The sequence below is a fragment of the Fortiea sp. LEGE XX443 genome, assembly GCF_015206815.1.
Lineage (GTDB): Bacteria > Cyanobacteriota > Cyanobacteriia > Cyanobacteriales > Nostocaceae > Nostoc_B.
Window position 1 is genome coordinate 29,805 of sequence record NZ_JADEXZ010000038.1, and the last position, 25,192, is coordinate 54,996.

Here is a 25,192-nt window from a genome sequence, read left to right on the forward strand (position 1 = left end):
ATCTATAAGTTGGGCATTTTCTAATAAAACTTTTAACCAAGGCTTGTAATCCAAAATTGATATGAGTCGTCCTATTCAAATCAACAATCATCCCTTTCGGTTTCTACTGTATTTAGAGTGGATATTACTAGTGCTTGCCATTTCAACATCTGCCTTGCCTGAACTTCCACCGCGATTTGCTAGTAAATTTCCTGAACTGACTATTGGTTGTTTAATTATCTTTGGTTTAATGGGGTTAAGATTACCTACAACTAACAATATAAATAAGATAATTTATACAGCTAGTGAAATTTTACTTCTATTAATTATTGGGATTTTTGGTGGTAGAACTGCTCGATTATTCCCATTTCTTTATCTAATTTTAGTAACTCGCAGTTGTTTAATTTTTCAGTTACCTGGACGCTTAGTTGTTACAGGTTTTTCATTTGCCTTATTTTTAATCACATTAAATACTCGTTTACCCCGTGCTTTACCACCACAAGCACAAGAGCGTTTTCGGTTTATTACTTTCAACACGGCACTGTTATTCGGATTAAGTTTAATTTTTGTTTTATTGTTAATGAATACAGTATTATCTGAACGGCATAGTCGAGAAAAACTGGCAGCTGCTAACGAAAAACTGCGTGAGTATGCCTTGCGGATTGAAAATCAAGCTACTCTAGAAGAACGCAATCGCATCGCCCGCGAAATTCATGACTCATTAGGACATTCTTTAACTGCACTAAATTTACAATTAGAAACTGCTTTGAAATTGTGGCAGTCTAATCCTGAAAGGTCACAAACGTTTTTAGCAAGAGCAAAAGAGCTTGGTTCTAAAGCCTTAAAAGATGTTCGCCAATCTGTTTCAACTATGCGAGCTAATCCCTTACAAGATAAAACTTTAGAACAGGCGATCGCTATTCTTTTAGAAGACTTTTATCGTGCTAATGGTATTGTGCCAATTTGTTTAATTAATTTGGATGATCCGCCACCCACAGAAATTAATGTTGCTCTTTATCGGATAATTCAAGAATCATTGACAAATATTTCTAAATATGCACAAGCTACAGAAGTTATCCTAGAACTTACTAGCACTAAAAGAAGTTTACGTTTGATGGTTCAAGATAACGGTAGAGGTTTTGATATTAAGCAAAATACTACTGGATTTGGCTTACAAAGTATGCGCGATCGCACTTTAGCATTGGGCGGCGAATTTACTATAAATACTACTCCTAATGCTGGCTGTCAAATTATAGTTGATATTCCCTTATTTAGGTTAATTCGATGATTAAAGTTTTGCTAGTAGACGACCAAAATTTAATTCGTCAAGGATTAAAAGCACTATTAGAGCTAGAATCAGATTTAGAAATTGTTGGGGAAGCAGAAAACGGTGAAGTAGCTGTGGAATTAGTGGCAAAATTACAACCAGATGTGGTGTTAATGGATATGAGAATGCCAATTATGGATGGAGTCGCGGCTACACGAGAAATTCATCAACGTTTTAGCGACACAAAAATTTTAGTCCTGACAACTTTCGATAATGATGAATATGTCACGGCAGCATTACAGAATGGTGCAATGGGTTATTTATTAAAAGATACACCCTCAGAAGAATTGGCTGTGGCAATTCGCGCCGTTCATAAAGGATATACTCAACTAGGCCCAGGCATAGTAAAAAAACTGTTGAATCAATTTCCTAATGGTGTGCAAACTCAATCACAGCCTGTACCGCCTAGTTTAACTGAACTTACACCTAGAGAAAAAGAGGTGTTAAAGTTAATTGCTACAGGTGCTAGTAACCGCGAAATTGCCCAGGAATTATACATTTCTGAGGGTACAGTGAAGAATCACGTCACTAATATTTTGAATCGGTTAAATTTGCGCGATCGCACTCAGGCTGCTATCATCGCTAATACATTTTTGTCCTATTTAAATGAGTCTACTTAACAGAATAAAATTTATAATTACTTAAATAAAGCCAAACACTCATCTTTTAGAACACCTTTTGTAACTTTGATGTTCCTAAAAGACTTGGCTATTATTTCTTCACAAGAAATATGAATTTGCGCCTGATTTAACGAAATTAAATCTTGAATGGAAACACCACATATAATTTCTGATACACCTGTCCAGACACAAGCTGTTGCACACATTGGACAAGGTTCACAAGTCGTATATATGCTGTAACCTTCTAAAGTAGGCTTGCTTATTTTAGCAGTTAAAATGCGAATCACATTAATTTCTGCATGAGCAGATGGATCACTATCTCGTTGCACAGTATTATATGCTACCGCAGCAACTTCATCATCTTTTACAATCACCGCACCATAAGGCCAATCACCTTTTTTTGCAGCTTCTAGAGCTAAACGCATAAAATATTCTTGGTTCATCTTTGTTATAACTAAGTAAAAATTATGGTCAATCATATCTCATAAAGATGAAATTTAGGTAAAGGCGTTAAAGGTCTAAACAAATATGTTACTAAGTAGAGAACAAACAGAATTTTATTTCAAAGACCTCGATACACCCACAGGTAAAGTTATTAATCTCACAATTGCTGCTTTGGTGCTATTGTCATCAGGAATTTTTGTAGCGCAAACTTATCATATTCCTAATAATGTGAGGTTTTTTTTAGATTTAATCGATACTGCTATCCTCATCATCTTTGCAGCAGAGTATCTACTCCGTTTCTGGAGTGCAGACAATAAACTTAAGTATATTTTTAGCTTTTATTCAATTATTGATTTAATGGCGATTTTGCCATTTTTTCTAGGTGCAGTAGATATCAGTTTTATTCGGATATTACGATGGTTTCGGATTTTACGATTAATTAGATTTATCGATCAGAAGTTTTTATTTGCCAGTGTCAGCACCGAAGATGGTCAGATTTTCGTGCGGATATTATTTACGTTATTTGCAATTATTTTTGTTTATTCTGGGTTAATTTATCAAGTGGAACATCCAGTAAATCCCCAAGTTTACACCACATTTTTGGATGCGTTTTATTTCTCCGTTGTGACGATGACAACTGTCGGATTTGGGGATGTCACACCAATTTCAGAATTAGGGCGATTGCTGACAGTATTGATGATTTTGACAGGTGTAACGTTGATTCCTTGGCAAGTAGGAGATTTGATTAAGCGTTTGGTAAAAAACGCCAACCAAGTAGAAACAGTGTGTACAGGTTGTGGTTTAGCGTTTCATGATTTAGATGCTACTTTTTGTAAAAGATGTGGCACTAAATTAAAAAACCCTGGCGGTGAAAGCAGTTTAGGGGTTAGTAGTGTTAGGTAAGACTGAGTATGCTAATATACTGTGTTATGATGACTAACAGAGTTGAGATAGCGAGATGTTTTAGAAAACCGCTGCAAAGATTTTGACATTGAATTTTGTATAGTTTCAGAAATTTCCTAACAAGGAGTAAAAGCAATGTATACGTTGCTGCATAACCCAATTGCAGATATGTATGGGACGAACTTTCTGCTATTGTATGGTACTGTTATCATCACAACTTTGTTATTGTGTGGGCGTTTAGTCCAAGATCCGACAAAAAATCAGCCGTTACCGTTAATTCCAGCTGAACCAGATCCTTACGAAATCGCTTACTTGCGTTCTCAAGAAACGGGAGTTGCTCATTTAGTCTTATTCAATTTGATTCAGCAGGGTTATTTGCAAGTCAGCAAACAGTCGATTATCCAAGCACCTAGCCATCCCGATACATCGAATTTAGAACCAATAAAACGACAAGTATTTGATAAGTTTTCTATTCCTGCGACAGCTAACACATCTCTGTGGATGGCTACCCAGTGTGTAAAGTCATTTTCTGTTGCTCATAAAGAGCAGTTGGACAATCAGGAACTGTTATATTCTCCTAAATGGCAAGAACGGAATATTACAGTGGGCTTAATTGGGGCAACAATTATTTTTAGCCTGGGTGCTTACAAGCTGCTGATAGCCTTGGGTAAAGGACGCTATAACGTTGGTTTTTTGATCGTTATGGGCGTATTATCCATTATCTATTTACTGTGGTTTGTGAGTAAGCGATCGCACCTGAGTCATCTAGGAAAAAGGTATCTGCAACAACTTCAAAGCACCTTCAAGCAACTGCGCGAAACTTCTTTAGTCAACAACAACTTACTGGTATTAGCACTATTTGGTGTTGAGTCTCTGGCTGGAACCGCCTACAATGCTTACTACAAAGCATTCTTTCCGCCAACTTATTCTACGACAAGTAGCCGCAGCAGCAGTTACTCTAGTAGTTCGTGCAGTAGTGGTAATTCATGCAGTAGTGGTAGTTCATGCAGTAGTGGTAGTTCATGCAGTAGTGGTAGTTCATGCGGTGGCGGGTGCGGTGGTTGTGGCGGCGGTGGCGACTAAAAAATTATGCTATCTCAACTTCCCACTTTAGGTGTCGGGTTAGGTTTTCGAGAACCATTCAAAAGTGATTTGTTTCTCAATCGTCAGCAAGTGGACTTTCTGGAAATTGTTGCGGAACACTATTTAGATGCACCAGTCCAAAAACAACAGGAGTTAGAAATACTGGCTGCACATTTCCCGATAATTCCCCACGCCATTAATTTGTCGCTGGGTAGTGCTGAAGGTGTAGATACAGATTACTTACACAAACTTGCAGCCCTAATTGAGCAAATTAACCCACCTTGGTGGAGTGAACATATTTGTTTTACGAAAGCTGGCGGCGTTGATATTGGTCATTTGTCACCCCTACCTTACACCAAAGAGGCGGTAGAAGTGCTGTGTCGGAATATTGCCGAAGTGCGACGCTTTATTGATGTGCCGTTAATTCTGGAAAATATTACCTACATGGTAAAACTTCCTGGTGCAGAGATGACGGAAGCCCAATTTTTAGCGGAAGTGGTAGAACGTTCTGATTGTGGGTTGCTTTTGGATGTAACGAATTTACATACCAATGCTGTAAATTTTGGCTATGATTTCCATGATTTTCTCGAAAATTTACCTTGGGAACGTGTAGTACAGTTACATTTCGTCGGTGGACATTGGCATGATGGGATACTAATTGATAGCCATTCCCAGTCAACACCAACGGAAGTATGGCAATTAATGGATGAAGTAGTAGCCCAGGTTCCAATCAAAGGGATAGTGTTAGAACGAGATGAAAACTTGCCTCCGTTTACAGAAATAGCCAAAGAATTGCAAACAGCACGAGATATTGGTAGGAGTCATCAAAGATGGGGTTAGCACAAACCCAGCAAGTTTTAGCCCAGCTTTATACTAATACTGAATTTCGAGAGCGTTTTTTTGCGAACCCTCAAGCAGTGGGTGTAGAGTTGGGCTTGAGTTGTGATGAAGCGCAGCAGTTAGCAGAAATTTCAGCGCAGGAGGTGAATATATTCGCCAATTCTTTGAAGTGGAAGCGGTTAGGAGAAATACGCGAATTGTTACCTCGCACAGCTAAGGTGTTGGGAAAAAATTTTAATACCTTGTTTTGGCGATATGCAGAAACTTATTTACCCATAGGAATTAAAAAACATCGGGAAGATGCGATCGCCTTTGCTAACTTTATGATTAAGGTGGCTCAAAATGAAAACCTCGAACCTGCTTGGGTAGGTGATTTAGTTCGCTATGAAAAAACTTGGCTGTTAGCTTATGAACCTGGGAATTTTTTGAAAATTTGCTGGTTGCGTTACGCAGTACATCATGATTTTACCGCACAACCGACACTAGTGATTTGGTTGCGTTTATTGGGGCGATGGGCTACTCCTCGCCGGAGGCGATCGCAATTACATCACATTACCTTATCATTACCAATGATATTACCTCACTTAGAATCGCAGAGGCGCGGAGAGTATTAGAAATATCATTTTCGCACAGCCTGAATAAATTCCTGTACAGCATCATACTGATCAGACATGGCTACATAACGCAGCAGCATAGCCGGGTCTAAATCTGGAAAAAATCTACTCCGGTTTACTTCTTCATACTCACCACCTTCAGTCAGAGAAAATATTTTTATTTGATTAGATTTCCAGAACCAAACTTCAGGTATTTGCTTGGGTTTGTATAAATTTTTTCTATTAATACTTCCACTAGTAACAACAATTTCAATAACGATGTCAGGAACTTCTTTTCTTAAACCAATGCTGTAAGATTCATCTGGTGTACCAGAAGCATACCCCGGTTCTTCTAAAGTGTAGCCACCACGCTTGTAAAACCGGATACCTTTCTCTCTCATGTAAGCATCTAGTAACAAGCCTAGGGTACTTTTGACTAACTCATGTTCTTCACCAATTGGCGACATAATTTCTAACATTCCTGACAAATAAGACAATCGGACTTTGCGATTGTCTTTTAGCTGTGTCTCAATTCCTTTGAATTGCTCCCATGAAACATCTGTGAGAGTTACCAGTTTTTCTGCTTTGGGCTGGTCTACAAGTGGAAGGCTCATAACAACAGTTCCTTAAAAAAACAAAGTAGAGATTACATTTTATAATCCCTAACTCTCAAAAAATCTAGTTCATTTATTTAAAAGTAATTCTACCTCACATCACAGGTAATAAAATTACCATGAGTAATGAACCCATAGGAAAATTACTCATGAATAAAATAGACCGTCAACGAGAACATCAAGCCAACGAACGAACCTTTCTCGCTTGGTTAAGAACTTCCATTGCTTTGATTGGTTTTGGTTTTGCGATCGCACGGTTTGGTTTGTTTCTACAGCAATTAAACGCGGCGATTACCCAACAGGAACCTGTGATTAATCCTCTATTGAACTCCGAAAACTTGGGAGTTGCTTTAGTAATTATTGGTGTAGGAGCGATCGCATTAGCCGCATGGCGGTATAATCAGGTGTTTTGGCAAATTGAACGGGGTGACTATCGACCCAATCGTTTACCAGTTTGGATTCTCACCGCAGTTGTGATGATTTTAGGATTGCTGAGTATTCCTTTACTGCTATTACGAAATCATATTACGCCTCGTCCGTCTTCGGTATCACCTCAGACAGAAAATAAAAATATCAGATAATGCTTAATTAAAACATACAGAAAAATATAGATATAAACATTGTCCAAAATTTTATTCTGTATTCTGAAATATAATTAAGCTATATTTGCTAAAATTTTAGAATAGATTAAACAAGTAAATAAAGCTGGTTTTACCATTCAATAAAACTCCCGAACCTGTACCCCACAAACGAGAATTATCAGTTTGAAACTCTTGTCTAGAGATTGTTTTTGCTGTTGAGTACATTGCTAATAGATATTAATAAATAAAGTATTACGGATGGCATACTAAGGCATACAGTCACTATTTAGAGTCAACTTCAAAGCCGCCAGCGGTCAATCAAATATTATCTTCACCAGGGATAAATCCTATCTATACATATGGGTTTTTCCAGTTTGATGCAGCTAACATGACACACCGACTTCCTGGCTTTAACTATTTCTAATTAGTCTTACAACGCTGTCTGATAGTGCCGTTTAAAGGCTAGGACTACAATTATGAGCCAAACCTTTGCAACCATCGACGGGAATGAAGCTGTAGCCCGTGTTGCTTACAAACTAAATGAGGTAGTTGCCATCTACCCTATCACTCCTTCTTCAGCAATGGGCGAATGGGCAGATGCTTGGTCAGCAGAAAGCCGCCCAAATCTTTGGGGGACAGTTCCCAGCGTTGTGCAGATGCAAAGTGAAGGCGGCGCGGCTGGTGCAGTTCATGGGGCATTACAAACAGGTTCTTTGAGTACTACTTTCACCGCTTCTCAGGGACTGTTGTTGATGATTCCCAATCTCTACAAAATTGCTGGAGAACTAACTAGCACTGTAGTTCATGTTGCTGCACGCTCTTTGGCTACCCATGCTTTATCAATTTTTGGCGACCATAGTGATGTGATGGCGGCGCGGGCGACTGGTTTTGCTTTTCTGTGTTCGGCTTCAGTGCAGGAGAGTCAGGACTTCGCCCTCATCGCCCATGCGGCTACCCTGCAAACGCGAATTTCATTCATGCACTTTTTTGATGGGTTTCGCACCTCCCATGAAGTGCAGAAAGTCAAGTTACTCTCGGATGACGATTTAAAATCTCTCATTCCCGACCAATTCATTTTAGAACACCGCGCCCGCGCTTTAACCCCAGACCGCCCAGTTTTACGCGGTACAGCCCAAAACCCTGATGTTTACTTCCAATCCCGCGAAGGTGCAAACCCTTACTACAACGTCTGTCCAGAAATTGTGCAGAACATCATGGATCAATTTGGCGATCGCACAGGTAGATATTACCGCATTTTTGAATATTCCGGTGCGAAGGATGCGGAACGGGTAATTGTAATCATGGGTTCTGGCTGTGAAACCGTCCATGAAACCGTTGATTATCTCAACGCCCGTGGGGAAAAGGTGGGTGTGGTGAAAGTGCGTCTTTACCGTCCCTTCGATATTCAAAGGTTTGTGGAAATGTTACCAGAAACTGTACAAGCGATCGCGGTTTTAGACCGCACCAAGGAACCCGGTAGCGCAGGCGAACCTTTATATCTCGATGTCGTCGCTGCTATCCACGAAATCCGTGCTGAACGCGGAAGTGGTCGAGATAAGGTTCCGTCTGTTATCGCCGATGGCCGCGGAAGTGGTAGAGATAAGCTTCCGCCTGTTATTGTCGGTGGTCGTTACGGTCTGTCCTCTAAGGAGTTTACTCCGGCGATGGTTCAGTCCGTCTTCGACAACCTCGCCCAAGCAAAACCAAAAAACCACTTCACTGTGGGTATTCACGACGACGTGACCCACACTTCCCTCAGTTTTGACCCCAACTTCTCCATCGAACCGGATAACGTCGTCCGGGCGATGTTTTACGGGTTGGGGTCTGACGGGACTGTGGGGGCGAATAAAAACTCCATCAAAATTATCGGTGAGGGAACCGATAACTACGCCCAAGGTTACTTCGTCTACGACTCCAAAAAATCCGGCTCGATTACCGTTTCCCACCTGCGGTTCGGGCCGCAACCCATTCGTTCTACCTACCTAATTAACCAAGCCAACTTCATTGGTTGTCATCACTGGGTATTTCTAGAACGCATAGATGTACTCAAAGCTGCTGCAAACGGGGCGACTGTCTTACTAAACAGTCCCTTTGATAAACAGACTGTTTGGCAAAATCTCCCCCAAAAAGTGCAGCAGCAAATTCTTGATAAGCAGCTGAAATTGTATGTGATTAATGCTAATCAAGTCGCCCGTGAAAGTGGGATGGGGGGACGCATCAATACAATTATGCAGGTGTGCTTCTTTGCTTTAGCAGGAGTTCTACCCCAAGAGGAAGCGATCGCCAAAATCAAAAAGGCGATCGAAAAGACATACAGTAAGAAAGGGGCAGATGTCGTCCGCATGAATCTACAAGCTGTGGATATGACCCTAGATAATCTTCATCAGGTGCAAATTTCCCCCGAAAAACAAGGTAAATGGGTAGATGAGGAATTATTTTCTACTCACAATTCCCTCCCTGTGAGTGCGCCTGAATTTATCCAAGAAGTTCTGGGTAAAATCATGGTTTGGCAAGGTGATGACTTACCTGTAAGTGCTTTACCTGCTGACGGTACATTTCCTACAGGTACAGCCAAATGGGAAAAACGCAATGTAGCTGAAGAAATACCTGTGTGGGAACCCGATGTCTGCGTACAATGTGGTAAATGTGTGATGGTTTGTCCCCACAGCGCCATCCGTGCAAAGGCTTATCAAGAAAGTGAGCTAGTAAATGCACCGTCTACTTTTAAGTCGGTGAATGCTAAAGATAAAGATTTTACTAATCAAAAATTTACTATTCAAATTGCTCCAGAAGATTGTACAGGTTGCGCTATTTGTGTAGATATTTGTCCTGCTAAAAATAAATCTGAACCATTAAAAAAAGCCATTAATATGGCACAACAGCTACCTTTAAGAGAACAAGAAATCAAAAATTGGGATTTCTTTTTAAACTTACCAAACCCTGACCGCAAACAATTAAAATTAAACCAAATTCGCCAACAACAACTACAAGAACCATTATTTGAATTTTCTGGTGCCTGTGCTGGTTGCGGTGAGACACCTTATTTAAAATTATTAACACAATTGTTTGGCGATCGCTCTTTAATTGCCAACGCCACCGGCTGTTCCTCTATTTACGGCGGGAACCTCCCCACCACCCCTTGGACAAGTAACAGCGAAGGACGCGGCCCTGCATGGTCGAATAGTTTATTTGAAGATAACGCCGAATTTGGTTTTGGCTATCGCCTATCTATAGATAAACAAGCAGAATTTGCCGCAGAATTATTACAACAACTCAGCAGTGAATTAGATGATAATCTTGTTCAGTCAATCCTCAATGCTGCACAAAAAACAGAAGCAGATATTTGGGAACAACGGGAACGTGTTGCATTATTAAAAACTAAATTAGATAAAATCTTAAATTCCGAAATAGACTCTAATTTAAAATCCAAAACTTGTACTGAGCGTTCGCGCAGCGTCTCCGACAGGAGAAGTCGAAGTATTCAAAATTTAAAATCTCTAGCAGATTACTTAGTTAAGAAAAGCGTTTGGATTGTTGGTGGTGATGGTTGGGCATATGATATTGACTTTGGTGGTATCGATCATGTGTTAGCAACTGGCCGAAATGTCAACATTTTAGTAATGGATACAGAAGTATATTCCAACACAGGCGGTCAATCTTCCAAAGCCACCCCAAAAGCAGCAGTAGCCAAATTTGCCGCTAGTGGTAAGCCTACACCAAAGAAAGACTTAGGCTTAATTGCCATGACCTACGGAAATGTCTACGTAGCAAGCGTAGCTTTAGGCGCAAAAGATGAACATACCCTCAAAGCATTTTTAGAAGCTGAAGCTTACGACGGCCCATCATTAATTATTGCCTACAGTCATTGCATCGCCCACGGCATTAACATGACCACCGGGATGAATCACCAAAAAGCCTTGGTAGAATCAGGGCGATGGTTGTTGTATCGTTACAATCCCCAATTACGCGAACAAGGTAAAAATCCCTTGCAATTGGATATGCGCGCTCCTACACAATCTGTAGAACAATCAATATATCAAGAAAATCGCTTCAAAATGCTCACTAAGAGTCACCCAGAAATCGCCAAGCAATTATTACAACAAGCACAAGCCGAAGTCGATGCACGTTGGCAAATGTATCAATATCTGGCAGAACGCAATCCTTAGACCATAAAAACGTATTTATTTGACATAAATTACTCACCTGCAATGTGCAGAATAGTCGTATATAGTATTTCCAAATCATTTGTGAACAAACTTCTTTCTTCTCTCTGTGTCCTCTGCGCCTCTGTGGTTCGATTAAAAAACAATTTTTCAGCACCCACATAGAATTGCCATAGAGCAGAAGCATGGGATAGTCAGACATTGCCTACATAATCTATAGAGTGTTTCATTAGTGATTATGTGTAAATTTTCTGTATAATAACTATGTACGAAGCTGAGTCATTAGCAGGGTAATGCTCTAAAATTTATGGATAAAGATACAGCTTTAATCTCCCCATTAGTGCCAAAGATATCAAATACTATAGATGAAATTTCCTTGAAGGATAAAGAGCTTAATTTTAAAGAGAGGGAGCTTGCCTTAAAGGAACAAGAAACAAAGGCTAAAATAGAACTCGAAAAGCGGGGAGTATGGTTTTCTTCTCCATTACTTATAGGTCTTGCATCTGCCCTTTTCGGGCTGATTGGCACTGGAGTTGGTGCAGTTCTTCAAGGATACTCAAACTTCAATTTAGAAAGACAAAAATTTGAGTCTACTTTTCAATTAGAAAGACAGAAATTGGAGTTTACTTTGATTCAAAAGGCATTAGAAGTTAGAGATAGAAAAGAAGCTGCAAAGCAACTATTGTTTTTAGTTGATTCTGGTATTATTCAGAGTCTAGATTCTGAAAAAATCAGAAAATTAGCAGCGAAGCCCGATCAGTTACCTAAGTTTTCTGATTTTTCTCGATTACCGGCGACAGAAGAAGAAGCCCGATCCTTATTGAAACAGTTTAAATAATCACCGTTGGTTCAGTATTGGTTTCCTCGGTAACCGCATCGCTGTTGTTATTTGGACAGAACGACAAAATGATGTGATTAGGATCATTTCAGCATGATCGCCTATCACGTAGCCTGTGCTGATGGAATTTTAACGCACCTGATCTTTATTTGAATAAAAGTGCGATCGCTGTTCCTGCTTCCTGCAAATCCTCAAAATAAAGCTGAAATGCTGTAGGATGACGGATGAATAGATTTTAGAAATTTTTGTGAGTGCAACTGTCTATATTGAAACTTAGACTATTTGCTAACATGGAACTGCAAGCACATGGCAAATGCTCAAATTCAGCGAAAGCTATCTCAGATTAGTTCGGAACTTGGGTATGTGCTTCCAGTAATTTGTACTCCCTATGAACTTATTGGATATAACTTTGAAGTTTAGTTTATGTATCACAATGAAATTCTGGAAGAAACTCACAAATATAGAGAAGAATATGCCAAATCATTTCAATATGATTTAAGAGCTATTTTTAATGACTTGAAACAAAAACAAGTAGTCCACAAAGATAGACTGGTAAGGCTTCCAATTAAGCGCGAATCTAACAAATCCACTGCACCAAAACAAATCTAAGTTATCGGTAAGAATCCCTGGCGCTTTTTATATTTTAGCCTTTAAACAGGATTATTTGGATTCTTTAGCCCCAATATCTCCAAAAGCGATCGCAGGATAACTGAACTCACAAATTGATTACCCTGCAAATTCATGTGAATACTGTCATGATATAAGGCTGGCGCGTTTGGTGCAGCATTAAACAGTGGTAAAAAATCTACATAGGGAATTTGCTGGGTTTTAGTAAACTCGCTTAAACGTTGACGTGCTTGAATTTCGTAATCACGGGAACCTGGTTTGCCTAGTTCTCGCAGTAAGGGAGTCATGGCTAAGAGAAATTTACTGTGGCTTTGACGAGTTATTGCTTGAATTTGTCTGATTGCTTCTAAATTAACACCAACGCGATCACCTGGTTCTTCTTGAATTGCTTTGAGTTCAGGAATCGGCTGTTGTTTGCTCACATAACGCTGCCATACTTCTATTAATCCTAAAGGCGGTTTAGTATCTGGATAGTTGCGATCGCGCCCTACTGGTAAAGCTGTGGGAGTATGAGCAAACAAATCGTCAGTGTTAATTAATAAAACTACTACCTGAGCGTCAAAATTCCCAAACCGCTGCAAATAAGCTAATTCGTTTCTTGGCCCCCAAGAATTAGCCGAAGCATTCAGGACTTCGACTTGCTCATATTTGTCAAGATGAAGTTGCGGGGAATTTTCTTTTTCCCCTCTGCTCCCCTGCTCCCCTGCTCCCCTGCTTCCTTTGTCAGCGATCGCTGATTTTAGCGAATTCATGATTAAGCTGGAGATGGTATTATTTTGATCCGTCCACCAGCCACCATTGGCGATGGAGTCTCCTAACAGCAGCACTCGCAACGTTGAAGACGCAGGTATTTTGGCAATAGAACTGCTCCGCATCGAAAATTCGTTAATCTCAATTTGATTACCAAAGCGACGAGTGCTTTGATTTGGCGCTAATAAATAACCAATCTGGGAGTCGCCAATATAAATCAGTGGCTTACCAAAACCAAAAAGCGATCGCAACCCAATTTCAATTACGACTAGCAGCCCTATGACGGCCAAGATTATTAAGATTACTACTTTCACCTGCTAACCCTCACCGATAAATTATCCAAACCCACAAGTATAAAGTAATCAACTATACTATATTTTTTCTGTGTGATTGGTGGAGGGTTTTGATGTTTTAAACCGTATTTTTACTTAAAAATGCCAAAAATTAACGACTGGCTAATACTATTATTATAAGTAGATCAAACTAAATATAGTAGTCACAGATCATTTGTGCATAACAAGATCCCCGATTTCTCTAAGAAGTCAAGGATCTGAGCCTATCCATTAATTGTTTGTATAAAGTAAGCTAGTACCTCCAGCGGCGTAAGTAAATTTAGTGATGTATTTGTTGCAAAGCTTAAACAAAATAAAAGTAGAAAATTAACTTGTTTTGCGAATAGAAGGACTACAATCAAAACGGACAATTTACCACTCTAACGAAGAAGGATTAAACGCGATGTCCGACTTAAATAGAGGAATTATGAAATTTGAGGGTGCAGACTCCCCAAGATTAGTCACTATTTCTACTGTGTTGCTCTTGGGTTCGATTGCTGGCCTGATTATTTGGGCGCTGCAAGCCGCCTATGCCCTAGATTAAGTAACAAGGTGCTGAAAAATTAGTTGTTTAGGTGGACACTGGCAAAAAACGGTTTCCGCCGCCGCCAAGTGTCCATTAAGCACATAATAAAAATGCCCGCACAACCGTTAAAAAACTTCAAAAAAAATTTAGACTTTGCGATTTGAGATTTTAGATGCAATATAAATCTAAAATCCAACATCAACAATGCTTGAACTTTGGGGTGCCTTAGTTATTTTAATTGCCTGCCCCTTATTAGGAGCTTTACCGCTCATAGCCTGGATTACCAACGGCTTGACAGGTAGGCAACTATCACAAATAGGCACAAAAAACATCAGCGTCTCAGCCGCTTTTTATCATGGCGGCACATGGGTAGGGCTTTTGGCAGTATTGTCAGAAGCCTTAAAGGGAATCGCCGCAGTTTTTCTGACGCGTGCTTTTTTCCCAGATGGATCACCTTGGGAAATAGTTGCTCTCATTGCTTTAGTCTTAGGTAGATTTTGGCTAGGTAGAGGGGCGGGGACAACCAATGCTGCTTGGGGATTTTTTGTACATGATCCACTTGTGGCAGTGTTTGTCGGTTTTTTGGCAATCACCGCATTTTCGGTATTCCGTGCCAAACGGCTATTCAAATATGGAGTGTTAGTTCTCTTACCGTTATTCGTGATCATCTTGCATTCTGACGATTTATTTAGAATAATTGCCGCGATCGCTTTGGCTGTCTTACTGGGGTGGATTTATCGCCAAATGCCTGACGATTTAGATTTACCCTTAGAAGAAGCAGAGACAGACACACAAGCGACATTTGAGAATTTGCGCGGTACTCGCCCAATTTTGACTTTAGATGATGAGTTGGATGGTACTGTAGTCGGACAAAAAGCCGCTACCCTATCCCAAATTAAGCGCTGGGGTTATCCTGTGCCTAAAGGGTGGATAGTTGCTCCTGGTGATGATCCAGAAAAATTAATCGCCATTCTCCAACCCTCAGATTTATCGCCGTTAATCGTGCGTTCTTCAGCGGTGGGTGAAGATTCCGAACAAGCTTCGGCTGCGGGACAATATGAAACTGTGGTGAGTGTCACCAGCAAACAGCAATTACAAAGAGCGATCGCTCAAGTGCGTGATTCCTACAATCATCCCGCTGCTTTACAATATCGGAGCGATCGCGGTTTACCAGAGACAGCCATGACAGTGCTGGTGCAACAACAAGTGCAGAGTGTGTATTCGGGAGTGGCATTTACCCGTGATCCAATTACTCAGCAAGGCGATGCGATCGTGATTGAGGCGTTACCCGGTAGCCCAATTCAAGTTGTCTCTGGACAAGTCACACCAGAACCATATCGCGCCTTTGTTGTCGAGACAGACAATATTTCATCTATTCACATAGAAGGTACAGGACAAGTCCCCCAAGCTATCCTTAAACAAGTCGCCTACCTCGCCCACCGCATCGAAAAACGTAACCACGGCATTCCCCAAGATATTGAGTGGAGCTATGACGGTCAAACTCTCTGGGTGTTACAAGCGAGGCCAATTACTACCTTGTTACCAATTTGGACGCGTAAAATTGCGGCTGAAGTAATTCCCGGTGTAATTCACCCCTTAACTTGGTCAATTAATCGGCCTTTAACTTGTGGAGTTTGGGGAGATATTTTCACAATTGTTTTAGGCGATCGCGCTTCTGGCTTAGATTTTACCGAAACTGCTACTCTGCACTATTCCAGAGCTTATTTTAATGCTTCTCTCTTAGGTGACATTTTTCTCCGCATGGGTTTACCGCCTGAAAGTTTGGAGTTTCTCACCAGAGGCGCAAAAATGAGTAAGCCGCCTTTGCAGTCAACTGTGCAAAATCTTCCAGGGTTGATGCAGTTGCTCAAGCAGGAACTCAATTTAGACAAAGACTTTAAGCAAGACTACCGCGAGTTGTTTATCCCTGGGTTATCGCAACTAGCTCATGAATCGATTGAGGAGATGGAACCGGCTGAAATATTAGCCAGAATCGACTTTAACCTAGAATTGCTGCGTCGTGGCACTTATTACAGCATTTTAGCTCCCTTGAGTGCGGCAATCAGACAATCCATCTTTCGGGTCAAAGATGGGCAGATTGATAATAGTGTGACACCAGAAGTCGCCGCATTGCGATCGCTCAGTGCTTTAGCCGCCGATGCGAGACAAGTATTAACTGAGTTTGAGCCAGACAAAGTATTTGAACAGTTAGAACAAACTCCCGAAGGGGAAAAGATTCTTTACGAATTTAACGAACTACTAGAAGATTACGGCTATTTAAGTGATGTGGGGACTAATATTGCTGTCCCTACCTGGAAAGAAGATCCCCGGCCGATTCAGCAGCTATTCGTGCAATTAATTCAAGGGAATCAACCAGAAACAGATGATATCGATCCGATTAATCGCGCCTTATCAGGTAAACGCAAGCGTGGCTTTGTCCAAGAGCGTGTGGATATTAAAGGACGCGTTACCGAAGTTTATTCGCGGCTATTAGCAGAATTGCGGTGGCGATTTGTTGCAATCGAAAAGATGTGGTTAAAATCAGGTTTGCTCAAAGCAGCAGGAGATATCTTTTTCTTAGAAATAGAGGAAATCAGACAACTAATTGCAGAAGCCGATACCCCTTTGAGAGAACGCTTGTCAGAAATTATCGAATATAGGCGATCGCAATTTCTCGAAGATAGCAAAATTCCTCAAGTCCCCATTTTAATTTACGGCAATACACCACCCCATCCTCTGGCTCCCTCTGCCCTATACTCTGACCAAATATTACAGGGTATTCCCGCCAGCCACGGACAAGCTGAAGGCCGGGTAAAAGTTGTGCGAAGTTTACAAGATATGCCGGAAATCGACCGCGAAACAATTTTAGTTGTACCTTATACCGATTCTGGCTGGGCCCCTTTGTTAGTTAGGGCTGGAGGACTGATTGCTGAAGTTGGCGGTAGGTTATCCCACGGCGCAATTGTCGCCCGTGAGTACGGTATTCCAGCCGTTATGGATGTGCGGGGTGCAACTTGGTTGTTGCAAGATGGTCAACGAGTCAGAATTGACGGGTCTAGGGGTATCGTAGAACTATCTAACGACTTAAGACCACAATGATTACCACTTCCCTCAACAACTTGCCGGAAGAATCTGTTTCCCACAACCCCACCATCAAAAAAAAGGTGATGTTACGCTTTGGCGATTTACCTCACCTCACCAACTTTTCCCAAGCACGTTTTGCTCCCGGACACACTGCACCAGCACATGCTCATCAAGATATGTGTGAAGTGTTTTTTGTCGAAGCCGGTTCAGGAGTAATTCGTGTAGATAACCAAGAATATCCCTTGCTTCCAGGCAACTGTATTGCCATCGAACCAGGAGAAGTTCACGAAGTCATCAACAATGGTGCAACTGAACTTGTTCTCACCTACTTTGGTTTGCGGGTGGAATCACAAGCGTAATTATTTAGGGATTTTCAATTGATTCCACCAATAAATCTGGGGGTTCTGATACTCAGGAACTATGGGTCGGAAACATTTGAAATAATACTTAACATAAAATTTCTCTATCCCATTAATTACCGAAACCATACTTACTCAACAGGTATAGTATTTTATCTATGCAAGTAATTTAATATTTATTTAATAATAAAACTTATAAATGATCAACATTGACTAGGAAAGCTGTAAGCTATTGCTAATCGTCTTGAAGTTGTTGATAAATAAAACTTACAAAAGTTGCAAGTTTTTTAAATCAATTTTTTGGAATCTCGTTTGGCTTAACCATTTTCTACATGGAGAATCGGTTTCAACGACTATCTATGTAAGAAATGCACTATAACTCTGCTGCGTAAAGAAAAGTTTAATTTCTTTGCCTAATTTTTCATGCTTATAAAACATGAAATTAATTTCAAGTGGAGGACAATTTTTACAAATCACAATTTTGCATTTTCTGTAACCAAAACCCCAGTAAGCCAACCGTAGATTTCTTGAACAACTTCGCGGAGTTTGAGAGAACGAATGGCAATCCTTATCGGCAGTCTGTTGTTGAGACTTCTTCGCGCGCGATCGCAGATGCCAGATTCCATTCTCTAGCCGATTTTTATCTATAGCCGATCCTTTCTATGAAATGGGACGCTTCTAGTTAGTTTGATCTACCGTTCATTCACCACAATTATGGCAATCACCAATCTCATCCGGTTTAATAACCTCCGGGGCGATATCTTCGGCGGTGTCACGGCTGCCATTGTCTCGTTACCCCTGGCTCTAGCCTTCGGGGTTGCTTCTGGAGTGGGTCCCCTCGGTGGTCTCTATGGGGCAGTTTGTGTTGGCTTCTTTGCGGCGTTGTTTGGCGGAACCCCAACGCTGATCTCTGAACCTACTGGACCCATGACCGTGGTGATGACTACGATCGTCGCCAGTCTCACAGCCGCTAATCCTGAAAATGGTCTGGCAATGGCATTCACTGTTGTTATGTTAGCGGGATTATTCCAAATTGTGTTTGGAATTTTCAAATTGGGCAAATATGTCACCATGATGCCCTACAGCGTGATTTCGGGCTTTATGTCGGGGATTGGGGTGATTCTGATTATTCTGCAAATTGCGCCGTTTCTGGGTCAGGCTGCACCCAAAGGCGGTGTGTTAGGCACTTTTCTGAAAATTCCAGAGTTGATTTCCAAGGTTAATCCGCCAGAAGCGATTTTGGGGGCGATAACCCTGGCGATCATTTTCTTCATGCCCAAGAAGATCAAAAAACTAGTGCCGCCGCAGTTGATCGCTTTAATCGTGGGTACAGTCATTTCTCTGACGGTGTTTGGCAATGCTGATATTCGCCGAATTGGCGAAATTCCTGTGGGACTACCTCCTCTGCAACTGCCGACCTTTAACGCGGGGAAATTGACGGTGATGTTGGTGGATGGGGTGATGCTGGGGATGTTGGGATGTATCGATACCCTGTTGACCGCAGTGGTTGCCGATAGCTTGACTCGGACGGAGCATAATTCTAACAAAGAGTTGATTGGTCAGGGAATTGGCAATATTGTGTCGGGGCTGTGCGGCGGCTTACCTGGTGCCGGAGCGACGATGGGAACGGTGGTGAATATTCAAACTGGAGCAACATCGGCGGTATCTGGCTTAACGCGGGCGTTGGTGCTTCTGGTAGTGGTGTTGGGGGCGGCGAAATTAACCCAACCGATTCCGATGGCAGTGTTGGCAGGGATTGCGCTCAAGGTGGGGATTGATATTCTGGATTGGAGTTTCTTGAAGCGATCGCACAAAATTTCCGCCAAAGGCTCCCTCATTATGTACGGAGTGCTGCTATTAACGGTGTTTGTGGATTTGATCGTGGCGGTGGGCATTGGTGTCTTTATTGCCAATATCCTCACCATCAACAAATTGAGTGAAATGCAATCCTCAGAGGTAAAGTTGATTTCTGACATTGATGATGATGTCAAACTCAGCAATGAACACAAGCAACTTTTGGATAAGGCAAGGGGACGGGTCTTGCTGTTTTGTTTAAGTGGACCGATGATTTTTGGCTTGTCTAAGGCGATCGCCCGCGAACACAATGCCATGAAAGAAGCCGATGCCTTGGTAGTGGATCTCACCGAAGTTCCCTCTTTGGGGGTGACGGCTTCGCTAGCTGTTGAAAACGTGATCCGTGATGCCCACGATAAGGGACTCCAGGTTTATGTGGTCGGTGCCAGTGAGAAAATTCAGCGCCGCTTGCAAAAATTGGGGCTGTTTGATCTAATCCAGCCAGAACATGTTATGGGCGATCGCACCGTTGCCCTGAAACAAGCGGTTGATCTGGTCTGTAGCAAACAGATGTCAATTTAAGTCATTGGCTGGCGAAAATTATGGCAATCACCAATCTCATCCGGTTTAATAACCTCCGGGGCGATATCTTTGGCGGTGACACGGCTGTCCTTGCCTCTGGGGTAGTTCCTCTGTGGACTTGGGGCAGTTTGTGGCGGCTTTTTTGCCGCGCTGTTTGGCGGTACCCCAACGTTGATCTCTGAACCGACCAAGCTGATCACCGTAAGCCCTGTCTACAGATTCTTGTGCTGCACCTGTGCTGTAGGAGTCAAGGGCATCACTCTTTTTTAAAGTTGATTTAGTTCATTTAGTTTACTTATATACTCCTCGTCAGAGGAGGCACAAGGAGGTATTAGTGGATTTTTTGTCCTTATTTTTCATGGACTTCGTTAAACAGTTGCAGTCCCCAACACTCGGCTTTCTGATTGGTGGGATGATCATTGCCGCCCTTGGTAGCGAATTGGTAATTCCAGAGGCGATTTGTACGATCATAGTCTTCATGCTGCTCACCAAAATCGGTCTGACTGGTGGTATTGCGATCCGCAATTCCAACTTGGCGGATATGGTGTTACCCGCAGCGTTTGCCGTAATCACAGGCATTCTTGTTGTATTCATAGCGCGCTATACGTTAGCCAAGCTGCCAAAGGTCAAAACCGTGGATGCGATCGCCACCGGCGGTTTGTTTGGTGCGGTGAGTGGCTCTACTATGGCAGCAGCCCTGACCCTCCTGGAAGAACAAAAAATCTCATACGAAGCATGGGCTGGCGCACTCTATCCCTTCATGGATATCCCCGCGCTCGTAACTGCGATTGTTGTGGCTAACATTTACATCAACAAGAAGAAGCGTAAAGAAGCAGCCTACTCTACTGAGCAGCCTGTTGCGGCTGGTGATTATCCCGATCAAAAAGATTATCCCAGCACCCGGCAGGAGTATCTCAGCCAGCAGAAGGGAGATGCGGATAATCGCGTCAAGATATGGCCGATCATCGAGGAAAGCCTCCGGGGTCCTGCCCTATCGGCAATGTTGTTAGGCCTCGCTCTTGGACTGTTCACCCAGCCGGAAAGTGTCTATAAAAGCTTCTACGATCCAGCCTTTCGCGGCTTGCTTTCGATCTTGATGCTGGTCATGGGCATGGAAGCTTGGTCAAGGATTGGCGAACTGCGTAAAGTAGCCCAGTGGTACGTCGTGTATAGTGTGGTGGCACCGTTTGTGCATGGGTTAATCGCCTTCGGTCTCGGCATGATTGCCCACTACACCATGAACTTCAGCATGGGCGGTGTCGTGATCCTGGCTGTCATCGCTTCCTCTAGTTCAGACATCTCAGGTCCACCCACGTTGCGAGCCGGTATCCCGTCAGCTAATCCATCCGCCTATATAGGCGCGTCCACAGCCGTCGGTACGCCAGTGGCGATCGGCTTGTGTATACCGTTCTTCATCGGGCTTGCCCAGGCGATAGGCGGCTAATCCCAGACGGGTCGCGGTCTGTCAGCGCTCCCTTGACCCGACAGATCAAATAAATCAATGTACATAATTTAAGGAGGTAAGAAATATGTCCAAGCGTGCCAACAAGCTCGTCATCGTCACGGAAAAGGTGCTGATGAAAAAGGTCGCCAAGATCATTGATGAATGCGGGGCGACTGGTTATACGGTAGTGGATACTGGCGGTAAAGGCAGTCGCAACGTGCGCTCTACGGGTAAACCCAACACTGCCGACACCGATTCCAATGTGAAGTTCGAGGTACTCACCGAAACTCGGGATATGGCAGAGAAGATTGCCGATCAGGTCGCAATCAAGTTTTTCACCGACTATGCGGGCATTATCTATATCTGTGAAGCAGAGGTACTGTACGGGAGAACTTTCTGTGGGCCAGAGGGCTGTTGAATCGAGACGACGCGCCACGAAAGGAACAAGCAAGCCATTAGTGCGAGTTTCTGTGGGTCAGACGGCTGTTGCATCGAGACGACGCAGACCCCAAAAGCCGAGGTCATGACGTCGGCTTTTGAGTGACTGTGTTTCGTGTCCGCAGGACGTTGACCCTGGCGCAGAAGTCATTCCCCCGCAGTTTTATAACTTCCTCAAACCCTTAACCTTCATTAGCTTTAAAATCATGATTTTGTCCAACATTTTGCCTCCTTTCAGTGGGGGGATGACCGCTCTCATGGCTCCGATACCATTCCTGGCGACTGTTGTTGCTGAGGATTCACCCATTATTCTGTCTGGCGTATTGCTGACGCTGGTGGTGATTTATCTGGCCAGCAAATTCGGCGCAGAGGTAGCTAGGCGATTGGATTTTCCGCCCGTCCTGGGGGAACTGGTCGCCGGTGTGATTGTCGGCGTTTCGGCGTTGCACCTGGTGATCTTTCCTGAAGGGGGGCTGTCTGCCTCTGACTCGGTGATTATGACGGCGCTGCAAGGATTGAACCAATTGGCACCGGATGCGCTGACCCGGATATTTGAGTCGCAAAGTGAAGTGATTTCGGTTCTAGCGGAAATCGGCGTGATTATTCTGCTGTTTGAAATTGGATTGGAATCCGATCTGCGGCAACTGAAGGAAGTGGGAATTCAAGCCACAGTTGTCGCCTGTGTCGGAGTCGCAGCACCTTTTGCGGCGGGAACGGCAGGGTTGATGTTGCTGTTTCATGTAGCAGCAATTCCAGCGATTTTTGCAGGGGCAGCGTTAACGGCAACGAGTATCGGCATTACCTCTAAAGTGTTGTCAGAGTTAGGTCAACTCAAATCCAAAGAAGGGCAAATCATTGTTGGCGCGGCGGTGATTGATGATGTTCTTGGCATTATTGTCCTGGCTGTAGTCGCCAGTTTAGCCAAAACCGGTGAGATTGATGTCGCCAATGTCATTTACTTGATTGTCAGCGCTACGGCATTCTTGATTGGATCAATTTTGTTGGGGGGTGTCTTTAACAAAAGTTTTGTGGCGATCGTGGATAAGCTCAAAACCCGTGGAAATATTGTGATTCCGGCATTTATCTTCGCTTTCTTTATGGCATTTTTAGGTAACGCCATTCATCTCGAAGCGATTTTAGGTGCCTTTGCAGCAGGTTTGGTGCTTGATGAAACCGATGCCCGAAACGAGTTAGATGAATTAATCAAACCGATCGCCGATTTACTTGTACCCATCTTCTTTGTGACGGTGGGAGCGCGTGCCGACCTCGGTGTTTTGAACCCGGCGGTACCGGAGAATCGGGCGGGACTATTGATTGCTGTCTTTTTGATGGTGGTGGCGATTATTGGCAAGCTGATCACAGGTTGGGCAGTGTTTGGACAACCCGGCATCAATCGAGTGGCGATCGGGGTTGGGATGATCCCGCGAGGTGAGGTGGGTCTAGTGTTTGCTGGCATCGGTTCAGCTAGTGGCATTTTGGATAAGCCGCTGGAGGTGTCGATTATTATCATGGTAATTTTGACAACTTTTCTGGCTCCGCCTTTTTTGCGGGTTGCCTTTGGTTCATCCACGAATCCCATTCCAGAACCTACCACTCCTGTAGAAGCAGCGAGTGAGTAACGATTTTGCGCCGAAAGTTCAAACCTGATTTTCGTCATTATGGTAATTTTGACAACTTTCTTAGCACCGCCTTTATTGCGCTTTGCATTTACACAATCAGCAGCAGAAAAAGAGCTTTTAGAAGAAGCCAATTTACTCAGCTAATTACTTTTCCATCAATATTTATCAACAGAAAAGGTAAAAGAGATAAATTTTACCTTTTTTGTTTTTATTGTTTCTAGTATAGGAATCCGACTTGATTATTGAAATTACTTGTGTAGGTAGGAAATAGGGAACAGGGAACAGGAAAAGAAGTAACACAGGTGTACTGAATTTTTTTCAGAAATTAAATATGATTCCTATATCTAGCATTAGTGTATAGGTATAATTATAATGAATTAGTCTTCCCTTGCTTGCCAATGAGGATTAATCAGACTTGTAAGAATATGATCTTGCCATTTGCCATTAATTAATAAATAGTCTCTTGCATATCCTTCAACCACAAATCCCAGTCGTTTCAATACATTACCACTACGTTGGTTGTGCGGCATGTAATTTGCCATAATACGATGAAAATTTAAGTCTTCAAATACATATTGAATTGCCACTTTTAATCCTTCTGTCATGTATCCTTTACTTTGCTCAGTTTCTGCTAGACTGTAACCTACATAGCAAAAATGAGCGGCTCCTCGAATAAAATTATTAAAATTAACGGTTCCAATAATTGTGTTAGGATTATTTTTAGGAAAAATAAAGAGTTTTAAAGATTGGTCATGAATAAATTCTAAAAAAGTATTTTCTAGTTGATATTGCCAATATTCTTCTGTAAAAAAAGCATCTGTCCATTGAGGATAGAATGGAGTCAGATAAGATTTATTTTCAATAAAAAATTTTAGAATTTGGGGAATATCTTCATGGATGGCAATACGTAATAATAAGCGATCGCTAGTAATTATTGGCAATTCTGAGTTCATAAAAATTTGACTAAACTAATAACTAGATTTATTAATGTTAGTATTTTCTGGATTTAGACTGCATAAATACGCTTAATTTAGATTGTGAGCTTATAAGTTAGCGTCGTTTAAAACCCTAAACAATACATATATATTACAAAATAGCGATCGCATCGTGCCAGTAGGGTAAGTCCTGGAAATATTGCGATCGCATTTTGAGTATATTCAAGCCTTCAATAGCTAATTTTAATAGCTGTGGGTGAGTTGTAGCTTTAGGTAATTAGGGATTTGTCTTGCATCATCTGAGAGCATATACTAACAGTGATTGCTTTCTTTACTAACAAAGATATACTGAGGCTTTGGGATAGATCCAAACCCTAATTTAACATCCATATTGTATGAGAATCTTGATGTAAATAAATTGATGTGGCAACAATAGTTACAGATTGTGCCAGCAAGCAATTAGTGTGTTTACATCAGAAGTGTTGAATGTTAGGAAAAAGCCTATAGAAATAGCCCAAAATATAGTAAAATTTGGGCTAAGTACTAAAATATTTTGATTTCACAATGATTATAAATTCATTTCCCAGAATTGTCAAAGATATCCTGAAAGAACTGGCAAAAAATGATTATCCAGTATTGAACAGCCGTTTATTCTTCGAGTGCTGGTTGTCTTACGTCTTGGATAACAGCTTAACAAGTATGCGAGATTTATTTACC

General features: G+C 42.0%; 21 protein-coding genes and 2 pseudogenes. 19 read left to right on the plus strand and 4 right to left on the minus strand.

Features of this window, described 5'->3' with window-relative positions:
* Positions 1-61 precede the first annotated feature (61 nt).
* Positions 62-1,267 carry a sensor histidine kinase gene (locus tag IQ259_RS15280; RefSeq protein WP_193886210.1) on the plus strand — a complete coding sequence of 402 codons (1,206 nt, stop codon included), beginning with the start codon at positions 62-64 and terminating at the stop codon, positions 1,265-1,267.
* The gene (locus IQ259_RS15285) at positions 1,264-1,926 is read left to right on the plus strand and encodes a response regulator transcription factor (RefSeq protein WP_193886212.1); all 663 of its coding nucleotides are present in this window, start codon (positions 1,264-1,266) and stop codon (positions 1,924-1,926) included. The genes IQ259_RS15280 and IQ259_RS15285 overlap by 4 nt, the downstream gene beginning before the upstream one ends.
* Positions 1,927-1,943: 17 nt before the next feature.
* On the opposite strand, the gene IQ259_RS15290 is transcribed toward IQ259_RS15285, so the two are convergent.
* The gene (locus tag IQ259_RS15290; protein WP_193886248.1) at positions 1,944-2,369 is read right to left on the minus strand and encodes a nucleoside deaminase; all 426 of its coding nucleotides are present in this window, start codon (positions 2,367-2,369) and stop codon (positions 1,944-1,946) included.
* An 85-nt stretch (positions 2,370-2,454) separates the two neighbouring features.
* On the opposite strand from IQ259_RS15290, the gene IQ259_RS15295 reads away from it, so the two are divergent.
* The 4 genes from IQ259_RS15295 to IQ259_RS15310 all read left to right on the plus strand — a co-directional run bounded on the left by IQ259_RS15295 (position 2,455) and on the right by IQ259_RS15310 (position 5,810).
* Positions 2,455-3,273: an ion transporter gene (locus IQ259_RS15295; protein ID WP_193886214.1), complete on the plus strand. Its 819-nt coding sequence runs from the start codon at positions 2,455-2,457 to the stop codon at positions 3,271-3,273.
* 135 nt (positions 3,274-3,408) lie between these two features.
* Positions 3,409-4,356: a TIGR04222 domain-containing membrane protein gene (locus tag IQ259_RS15300; protein ID WP_193886216.1), complete on the plus strand. Its 948-nt coding sequence runs from the start codon at positions 3,409-3,411 to the stop codon at positions 4,354-4,356.
* Between the two features lie 6 nt (positions 4,357-4,362).
* Complete coding sequence (locus IQ259_RS15305; RefSeq protein ID WP_193886218.1) at positions 4,363-5,196, plus strand: DUF692 domain-containing protein; 834 nt, start codon at positions 4,363-4,365, stop codon at positions 5,194-5,196.
* Complete coding sequence (locus IQ259_RS15310) at positions 5,187-5,810, plus strand: hypothetical protein (RefSeq protein ID WP_193886220.1); 624 nt, start codon at positions 5,187-5,189, stop codon at positions 5,808-5,810. Before IQ259_RS15305 ends, IQ259_RS15310 begins: the two co-directional genes overlap by 10 nt.
* A 5-nt stretch (positions 5,811-5,815) precedes the next feature.
* Here IQ259_RS15310 and IQ259_RS15315 read toward each other — a convergent pair whose 3' ends face one another.
* Positions 5,816-6,403 carry a Uma2 family endonuclease gene (locus IQ259_RS15315; RefSeq protein WP_193886222.1) on the minus strand — a complete coding sequence of 196 codons (588 nt, stop codon included), beginning with the start codon at positions 6,401-6,403 and terminating at the stop codon, positions 5,816-5,818.
* A gap of 149 nt (positions 6,404-6,552) precedes the next feature.
* Between IQ259_RS15315 and IQ259_RS15320 the strand changes: the two genes are divergently transcribed.
* The 4 genes from IQ259_RS15320 (at position 6,553) to IQ259_RS27195 (ending at position 12,594) form a co-directional block, all read left to right on the plus strand.
* A complete protein-coding gene (locus IQ259_RS15320) occupies positions 6,553-6,984 on the plus strand; it encodes a YidH family protein (protein ID WP_193886224.1) in 432 nt (143 codons plus the stop codon).
* Positions 6,985-7,460: 476 nt separating this feature from the next.
* The gene (gene nifJ / locus IQ259_RS15325) at positions 7,461-11,150 is read left to right on the plus strand and encodes a pyruvate:ferredoxin (flavodoxin) oxidoreductase (RefSeq protein ID WP_193886226.1); all 3,690 of its coding nucleotides are present in this window, start codon (positions 7,461-7,463) and stop codon (positions 11,148-11,150) included.
* 304 nt (positions 11,151-11,454) lie between these two features.
* Positions 11,455-11,985: a hypothetical protein gene (locus IQ259_RS15330; protein ID WP_193886228.1), complete on the plus strand. Its 531-nt coding sequence runs from the start codon at positions 11,455-11,457 to the stop codon at positions 11,983-11,985.
* A gap of 423 nt (positions 11,986-12,408) precedes the next feature.
* The gene (locus IQ259_RS27195; RefSeq protein ID WP_228014554.1) at positions 12,409-12,594 is read left to right on the plus strand and encodes a hypothetical protein; all 186 of its coding nucleotides are present in this window, start codon (positions 12,409-12,411) and stop codon (positions 12,592-12,594) included.
* A 41-nt stretch (positions 12,595-12,635) separates the two neighbouring features.
* Here IQ259_RS27195 and IQ259_RS15340 read toward each other — a convergent pair whose 3' ends face one another.
* On the minus strand, positions 12,636-13,676 hold the full coding sequence (locus IQ259_RS15340) for an SGNH/GDSL hydrolase family protein (protein ID WP_193886230.1): 1,041 nt from the start codon (positions 13,674-13,676) through the stop codon (positions 12,636-12,638).
* A gap of 421 nt (positions 13,677-14,097) precedes the next feature.
* Between IQ259_RS15340 and IQ259_RS15345 the strand changes: the two genes are divergently transcribed.
* The 8 genes and pseudogenes from IQ259_RS15345 (at position 14,098) to IQ259_RS15380 (ending at position 23,540) form a co-directional block, all read left to right on the plus strand.
* Entirely contained in the window at positions 14,098-14,238 is a 141-nt protein-coding gene (locus IQ259_RS15345) for a hypothetical protein (RefSeq protein WP_193886232.1), read from the plus strand.
* Positions 14,239-14,424: 186 nt separating this feature from the next.
* The gene (locus tag IQ259_RS15350; RefSeq protein ID WP_193886234.1) at positions 14,425-17,319 is read left to right on the plus strand and encodes a glycerol-3-phosphate acyltransferase; all 2,895 of its coding nucleotides are present in this window, start codon (positions 14,425-14,427) and stop codon (positions 17,317-17,319) included.
* Entirely contained in the window at positions 17,316-17,663 is a 348-nt protein-coding gene (locus tag IQ259_RS15355) for a cupin domain-containing protein (protein ID WP_193886236.1), read from the plus strand. Before IQ259_RS15350 ends, IQ259_RS15355 begins: the two co-directional genes overlap by 4 nt.
* Before the next feature lie 714 nt (positions 17,664-18,377).
* Positions 18,378-20,039, plus strand: coding sequence for a SulP family inorganic anion transporter (locus IQ259_RS15360; protein WP_193886238.1), 1,662 nt, complete (start codon positions 18,378-18,380; stop codon positions 20,037-20,039).
* Between the two features lie 20 nt (positions 20,040-20,059).
* Positions 20,060-20,243: pseudogene (locus IQ259_RS15365) on the plus strand (sodium-independent anion transporter); the annotation flags it as partial.
* A 130-nt stretch (positions 20,244-20,373) separates the two neighbouring features.
* A complete protein-coding gene (locus IQ259_RS15370) occupies positions 20,374-21,483 on the plus strand; it encodes a sodium-dependent bicarbonate transport family permease (RefSeq protein WP_193886240.1) in 1,110 nt (369 codons plus the stop codon).
* Between the two features lie 85 nt (positions 21,484-21,568).
* Positions 21,569-21,901 carry a hypothetical protein gene (locus IQ259_RS15375; protein ID WP_193886242.1) on the plus strand — a complete coding sequence of 111 codons (333 nt, stop codon included), beginning with the start codon at positions 21,569-21,571 and terminating at the stop codon, positions 21,899-21,901.
* Between the two features lie 277 nt (positions 21,902-22,178).
* Positions 22,179-23,540: a cation:proton antiporter gene (locus IQ259_RS15380; protein ID WP_228014560.1), complete on the plus strand. Its 1,362-nt coding sequence runs from the start codon at positions 22,179-22,181 to the stop codon at positions 23,538-23,540.
* A 377-nt stretch (positions 23,541-23,917) separates the two neighbouring features.
* On the opposite strand, the gene IQ259_RS15385 is transcribed toward IQ259_RS15380, so the two are convergent.
* The gene (locus IQ259_RS15385; protein ID WP_193886244.1) at positions 23,918-24,493 is read right to left on the minus strand and encodes a GNAT family N-acetyltransferase; all 576 of its coding nucleotides are present in this window, start codon (positions 24,491-24,493) and stop codon (positions 23,918-23,920) included.
* 546 nt (positions 24,494-25,039) lie between these two features.
* Here IQ259_RS15385 and IQ259_RS15390 point away from each other — a divergent pair.
* Positions 25,040-25,192 (plus strand): annotated as a pseudogene (locus IQ259_RS15390) (IS4 family transposase); the annotation flags it as partial.

Bases quoted from the DNA above. Each gene is read 5' to 3' on its own strand.
- IQ259_RS15290 (WP_193886248.1), bottom strand. From the start codon at position 2,369: ATGAACCAAGAATATTTTATGCGTTTAGCTCTAGAAGCTGCAAAAAAA.
- IQ259_RS15295 (WP_193886214.1), top strand. From the start codon at position 2,455: ATGTTACTAAGTAGAGAACAAACAGAATTTTATTTCAAAGACCTCGAT.
- IQ259_RS15330 (WP_193886228.1), top strand. From the start codon at position 11,455: ATGGATAAAGATACAGCTTTAATCTCCCCATTAGTGCCAAAGATATCA.
- IQ259_RS15360 (WP_193886238.1), top strand. From the start codon at position 18,378: ATGGCAATCACCAATCTCATCCGGTTTAATAACCTCCGGGGCGATATC.
- IQ259_RS15345 (WP_193886232.1), top strand. From the start codon at position 14,098: ATGTCCGACTTAAATAGAGGAATTATGAAATTTGAGGGTGCAGACTCC.
- IQ259_RS15280 (WP_193886210.1), top strand. From the start codon at position 62: ATGAGTCGTCCTATTCAAATCAACAATCATCCCTTTCGGTTTCTACTG.
- IQ259_RS15310 (WP_193886220.1), top strand. From the start codon at position 5,187: ATGGGGTTAGCACAAACCCAGCAAGTTTTAGCCCAGCTTTATACTAAT.
- IQ259_RS15350 (WP_193886234.1), top strand. From the start codon at position 14,425: ATGCTTGAACTTTGGGGTGCCTTAGTTATTTTAATTGCCTGCCCCTTA.
- IQ259_RS15355 (WP_193886236.1), top strand. From the start codon at position 17,316: ATGATTACCACTTCCCTCAACAACTTGCCGGAAGAATCTGTTTCCCAC.
- IQ259_RS27195 (WP_228014554.1), top strand. From the start codon at position 12,409: ATGTATCACAATGAAATTCTGGAAGAAACTCACAAATATAGAGAAGAA.
- IQ259_RS15300 (WP_193886216.1), top strand. From the start codon at position 3,409: ATGTATACGTTGCTGCATAACCCAATTGCAGATATGTATGGGACGAAC.
- IQ259_RS15375 (WP_193886242.1), top strand. From the start codon at position 21,569: ATGTCCAAGCGTGCCAACAAGCTCGTCATCGTCACGGAAAAGGTGCTG.
- IQ259_RS15320 (WP_193886224.1), top strand. From the start codon at position 6,553: ATGAATAAAATAGACCGTCAACGAGAACATCAAGCCAACGAACGAACC.
- nifJ (WP_193886226.1), top strand. From the start codon at position 7,461: ATGAGCCAAACCTTTGCAACCATCGACGGGAATGAAGCTGTAGCCCGT.
- IQ259_RS15380 (WP_228014560.1), top strand. From the start codon at position 22,179: ATGGCTCCGATACCATTCCTGGCGACTGTTGTTGCTGAGGATTCACCC.
- IQ259_RS15305 (WP_193886218.1), top strand. From the start codon at position 4,363: ATGCTATCTCAACTTCCCACTTTAGGTGTCGGGTTAGGTTTTCGAGAA.
- IQ259_RS15385 (WP_193886244.1), bottom strand. From the start codon at position 24,493: ATGAACTCAGAATTGCCAATAATTACTAGCGATCGCTTATTATTACGT.
- IQ259_RS15285 (WP_193886212.1), top strand. From the start codon at position 1,264: ATGATTAAAGTTTTGCTAGTAGACGACCAAAATTTAATTCGTCAAGGA.
- IQ259_RS15315 (WP_193886222.1), bottom strand. From the start codon at position 6,403: ATGAGCCTTCCACTTGTAGACCAGCCCAAAGCAGAAAAACTGGTAACT.